The following is a 12,173-nucleotide window of genomic DNA, read 5'->3' as shown; positions in this document are numbered from 1 at the left end:
TGATTAGCTATAACAAGTCTGCACCCCAAAATAGTTTGGATTTCCCCATTATTACTTGGGAGCCTGAATTGAAAACTTTTCTAAGTTGTAATATAGAAAATTTGTCCTCAGAAGGATGATCAACAATAAAGGCACAATACTAGGGTGAAAGGATTGTATTCCAAATACCCAGAAAACCAATGCCAGATTTGCCAAAACCAAAGCAAAAAGCAAATATTTTTTAAGCCATGGTTTTACTTGCTTTTGTAAGAGCGCCAAGGCTAATAGCAGGTGACCAGGGAATGCCCATAGAATGTTCCAGTTACTTTTTGTTTGGGAGTGGAAAGTGAAAAACCACAAGACTACAATCAACAGCCCCAACAAGCCTAAAATAGCGAAGAATGTGATGTCAAAAGCCTTGAAAATCCTCTTTTTCTTATACCCGACCACTGTGATTGCCATGACCAAAATTGCCAAAACCCACCACAATACGTAAGGATTGAACAAGTCGGTCTGGCTTGGCCGAGGAGGAAAGCTGAGGATGACCGATTCTTCTTTTACCAAGGTTCTCGTCGGCCCGTCTCCAACGATCACAGCCCTTCCAAAAGCCGCTTCCATATAATCAGGTAAGAACTGTTTTTCCCTTTCACTTGCATAATCATCTATGACAGCGCCTAATGCAAGGTCGATCCCAAAGTCAGCCCAAGGCAAGGGGTACACATACTCATCTATCAGCTCCCGAAAAGTTTTCTTTTCAGGATTGACGTTTTCGTTCCAATCCAATTGATTGCCTAGAATCTCTTCCATGGCATCACGGATTCTGGTGGCGCAATTGTCATAAAAGAAATCATACCTGTAAAATCGGTTTTCCGGTTGGTAATTTTCTTCCAAAAATGAGACAAGCTTAGAGGCTTGTTCAGGACTCAGGTCCAACACCTGTTCACGCATGTTTCTTTGAAAATAGTTGTATTCGACCTGAAATCGGTCAAAGGTGGATACACTGAGCATATAATCCAAGGTTCGCTGTGTAAACTTTACGTAGAAGTATGGGGTGTTGAAATCGAAAGTACCGTAGTTGAAAACCAAGTCTTGACCACTAGCGGCATCTTGCACACGAAAGGCACTGTGACCAAAAGCGGAATAGAGTTCATCTCCCGGATCGCAGGTGAGCAAACTTATCCTGTATTGTTGGGCGGAAGCCAAAAAAATAACCGAATAAATAAACGGATAAACGAGCAGTATCTTTTTCAATTTGGACAGCATCAATCTATTTTTAACAGGCTTTTAATTTTTTGAAACGATGACTAAAAGGAAAATGATATATGGCCACTGCCTCCGTCATCCGGCACGAATTTACTTTATTATTGGATTTTTTTATGGGCTCAGTCTGATTAATCCTGTTTTTGCCCAAATCGCCTTGCAAATAGGAGATTTTCGTACGATTGGAACTGGGGACTTTGACAATCCTGCCATCTGGGAGACTTGGGATGGATTGGCTTGGCAGGCAGCTACAGTAAAACCCGGGATGATGAATACGATTTTTGTCGATCAGGGGCATGAGGTCAGGCTCACAGCGGATGAAGAAGTAAATCATGTGTATCTGTATAGTGCCGCTTTACCTGGGAGAAAGTTGAACCTTCAGACCTTTGAATTGCATGTATATGGCTCCCTGAGAGGGATGCACAAACCGACAGGAGATTTTGAAATTAATAACCTGGCCAATGCTTCAATTGATTGGATTTACCCACAGAGTGGGAAAATAGTCTTTAAAGGCAATTCGAGAATTGTCGTAGATCGCTCTAGTTGGTCTGCGCAAACAAATAATAGTAGGTACCAAGTGGTATTCGATGCATTGCCTGGAGAGACCTTGACTGTGAACTCAGCATTTAAAGCCAATGTGTTTGTTGTAAACTCAGGCACTGTTCTTCAAACAGTAAACAATGAAGGAATCCCTGCATGTTCTACCTTTTCATTCAACAATCAAGTGGCTTTTAATGGAAGTGGGCCTTATGGCAATCTAATTATCGAACCAAATGCTACTTTGATTTCTGAATGCTCTGCCCCTCTGGACCAATTGGTAAGAAGGTCAGTTTCCATACCTGCGGCACTTATACATCTGAAACCTGGAGGCAATTTGGTGTTTTTAGGGAATGAACCAATAATGGAATCTGCTGATTTCCAACTTGAAGGTAATGTTTATTACCGTTCCAATGCCGGAACTCAGGTACTTGTCAGCTCTACCATGGCGGCTGCCATTCAACCAAAAAAGTACCACAACCTGATTTTTGAAAACAATGCTCAAAAACTTTTAATAGACTCACTTTTTCTCAGTGGGGATCTGGCAAGACTATCCGGTGGAGATATAGTGGATGCCCCTTCTTATCTTAATTTTCAGGGAGACGCAGTACAACAAGTGGTTGGGTTGAACTTTGATTTCACACAAGTAGAAATCAATAAATCAGGAGGCAGGCTTGTCATGGACTCCGATATGCGCATCAAGACCAATTTTTTTCATCGGAATGGTCAAATTGATTTCAATGGGTTTGACCTTTACTTCAATACAGATGGGGCAGGTGTATATGAGTATGAAGGTGGGCAATGGCTCAATTTAAATAGAATGACATATAACTTTCTCCCGACTGTTTTGAACGTAGGAAATGCGTCTTTCCCTTTTGAAGATGCATATCAGGGAGGAGTTAGAAGGTTGAGATTGAATGGAAATTCCCCTGGAGGAAATCTGTCTTTAAGGTTTTTCGAAATTCCGGGGGCGAACTGGGATCCAAACTTTGATGATGTCGATGGAAGTCCGATTCTCTATCAATTGAACAGTTACTTTGAGTTTTCGGGACTTTCTGCTTCATCAGACCCTATCGAACTTCGGATTGCTGCAGAAAACCTGATCGTAGATGAAGTAGATGACATCAGAATAGTCGGGAATGGCTTGGCAGCTCCTGGTGTTCACCTGCCTGGTGTGGATGCGGATACTTTGTGGGCTAGGAGGTCCTTGGAATTTGCAGAGCTTGATGGCAATACTTTTACAATCGGTAGCTACAGACAGATGTCAATTTTACCATTGACTTGGGTGGGTGTAGAAGCAAAGATGGAAAAGGGTGAAATCGTCGTTCGATGGTCCACAGCACAGGAAAAGGGCAACGAGAAGTTTATCTTGTATCGGGCAAAAGACAAGAGGTTGGAATTTGAAAAGATAGCAGAAATCCCTTCCAGAGGCGATCGTGAGGGGATTCAAGAGTACAATTACCGTTATATTGAAAAACTCCATGAAGCTCCCTATTTTCAATTGGAACAAGTGGAAATCGATGGGAAGAGCAGTTTTTCGGAAGTGTTCAGGTTAGGTGGTGAGATTGAAAGTTTCACCAGTCCCACCAAGGTTTTTCCAAATCCATATGTCTCAGGAAAAATCAATTTTGTGTTGCCACCAAACCTGGGCTCTGAGGACGTTATGATTTCAGTTTTTGGAATCAGCGGAGAACAGCATTTTTCGCTTGGTTTGGAGTCACCTGATTTAGAAGAAAAATTCTCAAGATTGCCCAAGGGGATTTTTGTGATCCAGTTGGAAGCTCCCGGTTTTCAGGATAGGTTGAAATTTTGGAAGAGGTAAACAGATTGAAGATTTGGCTAAATGAGCAGTTATGAATTAGCCTATTCAAGTCGCTTCAAAAAGGATTATATGAAACCTCATAAGTTGACGGGAAATTATTTAGGAACTTGGGAATGTCACATTCTCCATGGCTTGCTTCTGATTTGGCAGCAAACTGAAAGTCCAAAAGAGATTTACTTGATGCGACTTGGCTCTCATTCCGAATGGAATGGGACTTATATTAGTATGTGTTTTTTTCTTTGGGATCATTGGTAAACTTCTCTTACAGGCATTTACAAGACCTTTTTTGAACACCTCTTCAAAAAGTGGAATGCCAGATCATCAGGTAAGACTTTTAGATTTCTTTAGCTCAGGTTTCCTCTTTATCGGATTGGGATCCTTTGTCAGTGAACTCATTTTTTATTCCTCAATTGGAGTCATTCCAATTACTTTAATGCTTTTTGGAGTTTCCATCTATCTGGGGACCCATTATATAAGTGGGAGAGATTGGTTTTTTAATCAATGAAGTGACGATTATTGTTTTTAGGTAGCTAATTCTCTTTAATAATTAAGTATTTCCGCCATTCATCTTAGATTAATTTTTTAATTTGGTCGCTCAACCCTAGATAACCTATGACCTTTGTTTTTGTATTGATCAGTATAGCAGTATTGGTATTGCTGATTACTTGGCTTAAATTCAATCCTTTCCTCGCCTTTCTGATTTCATCCATCCTAGCTGGATTTCTGATGGGCATTCCACCAGAACAGATTGCGGGATCTATACAAAAAGGGATTGGAGGCCTCTTGGGCGATCTGGTGATCGTCATCGTGATGGGGGCTATGCTTGGTAAACTCGTGGCAGAAAGTGGTGCAGCCCAAAGAATATCCGACACTTTGATGTCCATTTTTGGGATCAAAAATGTCACATGGGCCATGATGGTGACAGGCTTGGTGGTAGGTATTCCCTTGTTTTACAATGTAGGGTTCGTCTTGCTGATTCCATTGGTATTTACCGTGTCTTATAGATTCAAATTGCCAGCTGTTTATGTGGGGATTCCATTATTGGCTGCATTGTCGGTTACCCATGGATTTCTTCCTCCTCATCCCTCTCCGGCCGCCTTGGTAGCACAGTTTGGCGCCAATATGGGCTTGACCCTTGCTTACGGGATTCTTATCGCTGTACCAACAATTATTGTAGCAGGGCCGATTTTTGCCAAGTTTCTTAAAAATATTGATGCCAAACCTTTGGAAATTTTTCAAGCAAAGGCCAAACCAGAGGAGGAGTTGCCAAGTGTCTTCAACAGCTTCTTTTCAGCACTTTTTCCTGTGTTTTTCCTTATCGGTACTACGATTCTGACTTTGAATATGTCCGAGTCTAGCGCTATCTATCCTTATATCCAGTTTGTCGGAGACCCGGGAATGGTGATGCTGATTTCTTTACTCTTAGCAACCTACACGCTTGGTATGAGGATGAATTTCAAGATCCCAAAATTGATGGACTTGTATGTGGTAGCCACAAAAGACGTAGCCATGATTTTATTGATTATTGGTGGGGCAGGTGCTTTGAAACAGGTTTTGATGGATTCTGGTGTCAGCCTTGAAATCGCCGATGCACTACAGGGATGGGATATTCACCCGCTTGTTTTGGCATGGGTGATTACTGCATTGATCAGGGTTGCGGTTGGTTCAGCTACAGTTGCGGGATTGACAACAGCAGGGATTATTGCTCCCATAGTAAGTACAGCTGGTGTAGATCCAAATTTACTTGTGCTATCCATAGGTGCTGGTAGTTTGATGTTTTCGCATTTCAATGATGCTGGATTTTGGTTATTCAAAGAGTATTTCAATGTCAGTGTGAAAGACACCATCAAGTCTTGGTCTGTGATGGAAACCATAGTGGCTGTGGTAGGACTAATGGGAGTAATGATTTTAGATATTTTTATTTAAATCCTTTAGTGTAAAATTCAGTCTCAGGTTAGGAATTTGATTGAAAATTGGTCAAAATAGAATGGAATTTTAAAAAGTATAAATTGAATAAAATATGAGTTCAGCTGAAGAGAATTTTGCAGAGTCAGGATTGATTTTACCACCACCACCAAAGCCACTTGGAGTTTACAAGCCATGCCTTGTTGATGGTAAGTACCTTTACCTTTCTGGACATGGCACTGTCAAAGAAGATGGTACTTTGATCATTGGTAGAATCGGTGAGGACATGGATATTGAGGCTGGAAAATTGGCCGCTAGGCAAGTTGGTTTAGCCATGTTGTCGACGATAAAAGCCAATTTAGGATCATTGAATAGGGTCAAAAGGGTCATAAAAGTTTTGGGGATGGTCAATGCTACACCGGATTTTGAGCGCCACCCTTACGTGATCAATGGCTGTTCTGAACTCTTCGCAGTAGTCTGGGGTCATGAAAACGGAGTGGGGGTGCGGAGTGCAGTTGGAATGGCTACCCTACCAGATAACATTCCTGTTGAAATTGAAGCGATGTTTGAATTGAAATAGTTTTATGAAGCGGAAGGCCAAAGATGGATTTTCTTGAAATTTAAATTTTGGACTTCTATTTTGTGGTTTATTGCCATTATTTAGAATTCCTGGATATATAAATAATAGCTTTATTTCCTCAATCCCCTTTTAGCTTTATTCAAACCCCAATCTAAAATCTTAAATCTAAGATCTAAAGTCTAAATCTAAGATCTACAATCTAAAATCTAACTCCCCATGTTCACCATAGATGCCCACCTAGACCTCAGTATGAATGCCATGGAATGGAACCGGGACTTGCGCAAACCTGTCCATGAGATCAATGCCCGAGAAAAAGGCTTGGCCGATAAACCCGACAGGGAGAGGGCAGTGGTGTCTTTGCCTGATCTCAGAAATGGAAATATTGGTCTGGTAGTAGCGACACAAATAGCCAGATATGTTGCAGCTGGGAATCCACTTCCCGGCTGGCATTCCCCTGAACAAGCCTGGGCACAAACACAAGGGCAGTTGGCTTGGTATAAGGCCATGGAGGAGGCTGGAGAGATGGTTCAAATCAAAGATTTGGAGGGCTTGGAAAAGCATATCAACCTCTGGCTGCATGAATTGCCCTGGACTACAAAGCCAATCGGGTATATCCTTTCTTTGGAAGGTGCAGACTCTATCGTAGACGTGAGCTATCTACAAAAAGCTTATGATTATGGTCTCCGAGCCTTGGGCCTTTCCCATTATGGTCCCGGCAGATATGCTAATGGTACAGATGCTACTGGAGGATTGGGTCCGGACGGTCCTGCCCTCTTGAAAGAAATGGAAAGGTTAAACATTATTCTGGACGCAACCCATCTTTGTGATGACAGCTTTTGGGAAGCAATGGATATTTTTAATGGGCATGTATGGGCAAGTCATAACAACTGCCGCAGTTTGGTTGATCATAACCGTCAGTTTTCCGATGAACAGATCAGGGTTTTGATTGAAAAAGGGGCTGTGATAGGTGGAGCCATGGATGCTTGGATGATGGTACCTGATTGGAAGCGTGGTGTCTCAGACCCCAAAAGCATGGATTGTAACCTGGAAAAACTGATCGATCATATGGACCATATCTGCCAATTGGCAGGAAATGCAAATCATATTGGAATTGGGTCGGATTTGGATGGAGGCTTTGGCAGAGAGCAATGCCCTTATGATATCGAGACCATAGCCGATCTTCAAAAAATCCCTGATTTATTGGCAAAAAGAGGTTATTCCACAAAGGAAATAGAGAACGTCATGTTTGGTAACTGGTTGAGATTTCTGAAGAAGGCCTGGAAAAATGAAGCCATTGTCAAAGAATGACAATGGCCTTACCACCAACAATATTGGTTTGAATTAATCTCTCCCTTTTTTGTCGTCCTTTTTCGCTTTTTTCTCAGCTCGCTTTTCTTTGAGATTTTTCTCAGGCTTCTTTTTCTCAGCCTTTTTCACTGTTTTTTCCTTGGACATAGTTTTCAGATTTTAAGAAAGTTACAGGTAAAAAAGGAGATTTCATATTTAGACCGATACTTATTTGGAAAGGTGATTTAGCAAAGGTATTACACACCTGGCAAGCATCGATCATTGTTTTTTCGTATTAAGATTTCTGACAATTTGGATACCCATACATTATTGGATGCTCGTGTAGTGATAGTTTTCGTTACTCAGGTTTGTGAGTTTGATTTTTGATATTTGGTAAAAATCCATAAAAAAATACTTGTTGTGCTGAGATATAATTGAGAAGCTAGGTTTAGTTAACCTATTGAAAAACAGGGAATAAATTTCAGATATTGTTCTAAAAAAGTTAAATTGAGTTTGATTTTTCATAAAACTATTTTTCTCATGTCGAATTCTGAAAATTACACGCTGACTTTAAGTCCAACATCAAGAAATCATTCACAAATCACAAAGCTTTTAACCAGATTGACGGGAAATGCATTTCAAGCCAGAAAAATTTCAACTTTAGGTGGTGAAATTCCCTTGGCGTTTTCAAAGTCCAAAGCTGAAGAAGAAGCTGCCAAGTTTCGTGCCTTGGGCGCTGTAATAGAAATGCAAGAAACTGCAATCAATGCCTATGGACTTCAATATGCCGTGATGCTAATTGATGGAGGACAAAAAAAAGTAGAGGTTATCAAGGCTGTGAGGGCAGTTACAGGACTTTCTTTGTCAGAGGCTAAAAAAATTGTCGATAATGGCGGTTTGGTTAAAATCGTAAATGAAGAAACCCATGCCAATACAATTAAAACTGTGATTGAAGATGCCGGAGCCACTGTTGAAATTATTGTTACTGGAGAATCGGAAATTCATGATGAAAAAGAACCGATAGATCAACCAGAACCCGATAACAAAGTGTATGCATATTACAAACTGATTTTGATTGCTTCAGGCCCTAATAAATTAGATGTAATTAAATATGTGAGAGCACACCTAGGAGTATCACTTGAAGAAGCAAACAACTTGGTAAATAGTCATGGAGTAATTTATTCTTCAACCAATTTATTAGCCGTTGAAAGTTTTAAATCTGGATTAGAGCATCTTGGAGCAGAGGTTGAAATTGACTCTATCGAGGAAAATCAAGTAGATAATATCCCGGATGAATTATTTGAGGAAATCAAATTACATTATTCCGTTTATGGTTTGCTTCAAAAAGAGGACGCTATTCCATTAGAGGGGATAAGGGTACAGCTGTTTGATAGAGACATCAGGCAATTACAGTTTTTGGGAGAGGCTATTTCAGATAAAAATGGAAATTTTAATATTAATTTTTTTGAAAAAAGTTTTGAAGATGAAGAGAGTTTTGGGCCTGATTTAGTCTTTAAGTTTTTTCACCCTAATGGCATCACCATACCGCAATTTTCATCCGATTCGGCAGGAGTGCCAATAGGTGAAGACTTGGTGTTTTTTAACGTGGGTAAAAAGTCAAGATATATATTTAGCATTCAATCATCTTCCCTCAATATCAGTGAGTACGAAAATTTAGTCTACCAATTGGCACCGAGTATAGGAACCATTTCTTTTGCTGAACTAGAATGGGAAGACATTATTTTCCTCCATCATGACACTAAAATCAGTATTCAGGAAATTTTTAAAGTAATTGATGACGAAGTAGTTGGTTCCGATTTGGGGCTTCCTGAGGGATTCATTTATGCTTTACTAAACCAAGATATTGCCACATACCAGTATCCGTTAGAAGAGACAATGGGAAGTATTTACCCAGAATATGTCAAGAGAATTGATTTAGGTAAACTTTTGACAATTCCTGTGGATTTTTTATTCAGTAAAATTGAACGGGCAATTCAAAAGGGAATGATACCAAAAAGTGGAAAGGTTGATGATAACAGTCTTAAAGAAATCTTAGGTAATCAGCAAAAGGGATAAATCTTTATAGCTAACCTCCTTTTATACTTTTTCCTTGCCATCAATCAGTAATTCAGCCGTTTCTGTAAATCCTCCTTGATATAATGGGGAATTACATGCATTTTGGGAATAAGGGATAAGCCAAAAGTTTATTCTGCCCAAAAACCTAAAAATAACCTATTTCATCACTCCCTCTCATGAGCATTTTCCGATTATATGGAATTCTTGGAATTATATGTTTGGGCTTCGCCTGTGCCCCGAATGAATCCGATTGGGAGGATAATCCGAAACCCAAATCTCCATCAGAAGAACTTAAAACTTTTCAAGTAGAAGATGGATTTGAAGTGCAGCTAGTAGCCTATGAACCTATGGTGCAGGATCCTATTTTCATGACTTTTGACGAAAACAACAGACTCTGGGTGATTGAGATGCGGAGTTTTATGCCAGATATTGATGGAATTGGAGAATCCCTTCCTTTGGGAAGGATTTCTGTACTGGAAGATACCAATGGGGACGGAACCATGGATAAAAGTACTGTTTACTTAGACAGCTTATACATGCCAAGGGCTTTGGGATTATTCGGAGGAGGTGCATTGGTAGCGGAAAACAATGCCCTTTGGATGACTGAAGATCTGGATGGTGACCTTGTTGCAGACACGAAAGTCTTGCTAGATTCAACTTATGCTGCCAATGGAATTCCGGAACATTCGGACAATGGCTTGATGCGGGCTATGGACAATTGGTACTACAATGCCAAATCAAAACTGAGGTATAAATTTCAAAATGGCACATGGCAAAGGGATATCACCGAAGCCCGCGGTCAATATGGGATTAGCCAAGATGATCAAGGTAGGCTGATTTACAATTACAATTGGTCTCAATTGCACGGAGATCTGGTTCCTCCAAATTACTTTTCAAGAAACCCCAACCACCAAGCAAGTACTGGAATTGACCATGGATTGACTTTAGATCGGAGGGTCTATCCAATCAGACCAAATCCAGCTGTCAACAGAGGATATATCCCAGGAACCTTAGACGAAAAGGGCAAACTCTTGGAATTTACTGCAGCATGCTCACCCACTGTTTTCAGAAGTAACCTCTTTTCATCCGAATATTACGGTAATATATTTGTCTGCGAGCCAGCTGGCAATCTTATCAAAAGAAATTTTGTCGAACAAAATGGGCTTCTCTTGGAAGCTCATGATCCTCATCCTGGTAAAGAGTTTTTGGCATCGACAGATGAGCGCTTCAGACCGGTTCACAGTACCATTGGCCCGGACGGAGCTCTATATGTAGCTGATATGTACCGTGGTTTGATTCAGCATGGTTCCTATGTAACGCCCTATCTTAGAGAACAAACCCTCGAACGTGGTCTTGACCTTCCTGTCAACATGGGTAGGATTTGGAGGATAGTCCCCAAAGGCTGGAAACCTGAAATTCTCCCGAAATATTCGGAGATGTCCTCAGAAGTTTTGGCAGAAAGATTATTCCACCGTGATGGTTGGCACCGGGATATGGCACAAAGGCTGTTGGTTGAGCGGAATGATCCAGCTATAGCACCTTTTCTATTGAAGGCGTTTGAGGAAAATTCATTTGAGCACGGGAAGCTACATGTCATGTGGACTTTGGAAGGTCTTCAAGTTTTAGATAAAAACTGGCTTTACGGTCTTTTTCAGGATTCCTCCCCGCTGATTCAATCCCATGCGGTAAGACTTTTGGAACTCCATTTTTCTTCCAATATGGAAGAAAAGTCAGAATTGGCTGACATGATGATAAAGCTTGCCAAAACCCAGGATGAAACCTTGGCTATACAGTTGGCATTGAGTGCAGGCTCACTTGAAGAGAAAACCTCTTTTGATGTTTTGAAAGAAATTGTGAAGGTTAAAAACCATGACCCTTTGTTTCAAGATGCGATTTTGAGCAGTTTGCATAAAAGAGAGTTTCAGTTTGCGATGAAGCTTTGGGATGATTCAAGCTGGGAAACAGGTGGTGCTGGTAAGGAAGTGTTTTTAGAGACTTTGACAGCGGCGATCATCAAAAACAAAGACCCGGAAGAAATCCGTTCATTGCTGGCATTGATAGAGAAAAATGACTTTTCATGGAAAGAAGAGACATTATTGGCAAGCATGGCCATACATGCAGGAAATGTGAAAGAACCTGGTTTGGTTAAACTGAGCACCGCCCCTTTGATTTTTACAGCTGAGAATCAGAAAATAGAAACCAAAAGAATGGAGAGGTTGAAAAGGATTTTTTCCTGGCCTGGTTTCGATCCTGTTCAAGAATCGGGCGAGGAAGTGATGTTATCCGAAGAAGCTATGGTTCAGTTTGCAAGAGGTAGACAGAAGTACCTTACCAGTTGTGCTGGATGTCATAGCAACGACGGCAGTGGAGTGAATAGAATGGGGCCACCATTGCTTGGATCGGAATGGGTGGTGGAAAATGAAGTGCGGTTGGCTTTGATAATTCTGCATGGCATGGAAGGGCCTGTGGAGGTGTCTGGCAAAGTGTATGATGCTCCGGAAATATTGCCTGTCATGCCTTCTCACTCTACTATGGATGATGCAAGTATAGCCGCAATTTTGACCTATATCCGAAATGAATGGGGCAATCAAGCCGAACCGGTTAGCCCGAGATTGGTAGGAGCCACCAGACATCAGACCCAAGGGAGGGTATTTCCTTGGACAGCAAAGGAGTTGAACAGGCATGTTGATGGGTTAAAAGAAGAAGGACCTTGACCAGCCTAAATCC

General features: G+C 41.0%; 8 protein-coding genes. 7 read left to right on the top strand and 1 reads right to left on the bottom strand.

The features are described 5' to 3' along the window. Positions 1 to 51: 51 nt before the first annotated feature. On the bottom strand, positions 52 to 1,242 hold the full coding sequence (locus CLW00_RS16050) for an Lnb N-terminal periplasmic domain-containing protein (RefSeq protein WP_106134716.1): 1,191 nt from the start codon (positions 1,240 to 1,242) through the stop codon (positions 52 to 54). A gap of 37 nt (positions 1,243 to 1,279) precedes the next feature. Here CLW00_RS16050 and CLW00_RS16045 point away from each other — a divergent pair, with 37 nt between their 5' ends. From CLW00_RS16045 to CLW00_RS16010, 7 genes are all read left to right on the top strand, one after another. Beyond that, positions 1,280 to 3,598: a hypothetical protein gene (locus tag CLW00_RS16045; RefSeq protein WP_106134715.1), complete on the top strand. Its 2,319-nt coding sequence runs from the start codon at positions 1,280 to 1,282 to the stop codon at positions 3,596 to 3,598. 21 nt (positions 3,599 to 3,619) lie between these two features. Continuing rightward, complete coding sequence (locus tag CLW00_RS21860; protein WP_106134714.1) at positions 3,620 to 3,853, top strand: type II toxin-antitoxin system mRNA interferase toxin, RelE/StbE family; 234 nt, start codon at positions 3,620 to 3,622, stop codon at positions 3,851 to 3,853. 357 nt (positions 3,854 to 4,210) lie between these two features. Continuing rightward, positions 4,211 to 5,524, top strand: coding sequence for a gluconate:H+ symporter (locus CLW00_RS16030; protein WP_106134712.1), 1,314 nt, complete (start codon positions 4,211 to 4,213; stop codon positions 5,522 to 5,524). A gap of 94 nt (positions 5,525 to 5,618) precedes the next feature. Next, on the top strand, positions 5,619 to 6,083 hold the full coding sequence (locus tag CLW00_RS16025) for a RidA family protein (protein WP_106134711.1): 465 nt from the start codon (positions 5,619 to 5,621) through the stop codon (positions 6,081 to 6,083). Positions 6,084 to 6,299: 216 nt separating this feature from the next. Further along, on the top strand, positions 6,300 to 7,391 hold the full coding sequence (locus tag CLW00_RS16020) for a dipeptidase (protein WP_106134710.1): 1,092 nt from the start codon (positions 6,300 to 6,302) through the stop codon (positions 7,389 to 7,391). A gap of 519 nt (positions 7,392 to 7,910) precedes the next feature. Then, positions 7,911 to 9,446 carry a ribosomal protein L7/L12 gene (locus tag CLW00_RS16015; protein WP_106134709.1) on the top strand — a complete coding sequence of 512 codons (1,536 nt, stop codon included), beginning with the start codon at positions 7,911 to 7,913 and terminating at the stop codon, positions 9,444 to 9,446. A gap of 176 nt (positions 9,447 to 9,622) precedes the next feature. Then, positions 9,623 to 12,160, top strand: coding sequence for a DUF7133 domain-containing protein (locus CLW00_RS16010; RefSeq protein ID WP_106134708.1), 2,538 nt, complete (start codon positions 9,623 to 9,625; stop codon positions 12,158 to 12,160). Positions 12,161 to 12,173 lie beyond the last annotated feature (13 nt).

Source organism: Mongoliibacter ruber, assembly GCF_003003005.1.
In the GTDB taxonomy this organism is placed as follows: domain Bacteria; phylum Bacteroidota; class Bacteroidia; order Cytophagales; family Cyclobacteriaceae; genus Mongoliibacter; species Mongoliibacter ruber.
This window is presented reverse-complemented; position numbering and strand designations above follow the sequence as displayed.

What these genes read in the sequence shown, in the direction of transcription:
- CLW00_RS16050 (WP_106134716.1), bottom strand. Translation starts at nt 1,242, where the DNA reads ATGCTGTCCAAATTGAAAAAGATACTGCTCGTTTATCCGTTTATTTAT.
- CLW00_RS16045 (WP_106134715.1), top strand. Translation starts at nt 1,280, where the DNA reads ATGACTAAAAGGAAAATGATATATGGCCACTGCCTCCGTCATCCGGCA.
- CLW00_RS21860 (WP_106134714.1), top strand. Translation starts at nt 3,620, where the DNA reads ATGAGCAGTTATGAATTAGCCTATTCAAGTCGCTTCAAAAAGGATTAT.
- CLW00_RS16030 (WP_106134712.1), top strand. Translation starts at nt 4,211, where the DNA reads ATGACCTTTGTTTTTGTATTGATCAGTATAGCAGTATTGGTATTGCTG.
- CLW00_RS16025 (WP_106134711.1), top strand. Translation starts at nt 5,619, where the DNA reads ATGAGTTCAGCTGAAGAGAATTTTGCAGAGTCAGGATTGATTTTACCA.
- CLW00_RS16020 (WP_106134710.1), top strand. Translation starts at nt 6,300, where the DNA reads ATGTTCACCATAGATGCCCACCTAGACCTCAGTATGAATGCCATGGAA.
- CLW00_RS16015 (WP_106134709.1), top strand. Translation starts at nt 7,911, where the DNA reads ATGTCGAATTCTGAAAATTACACGCTGACTTTAAGTCCAACATCAAGA.
- CLW00_RS16010 (WP_106134708.1), top strand. Translation starts at nt 9,623, where the DNA reads ATGAGCATTTTCCGATTATATGGAATTCTTGGAATTATATGTTTGGGC.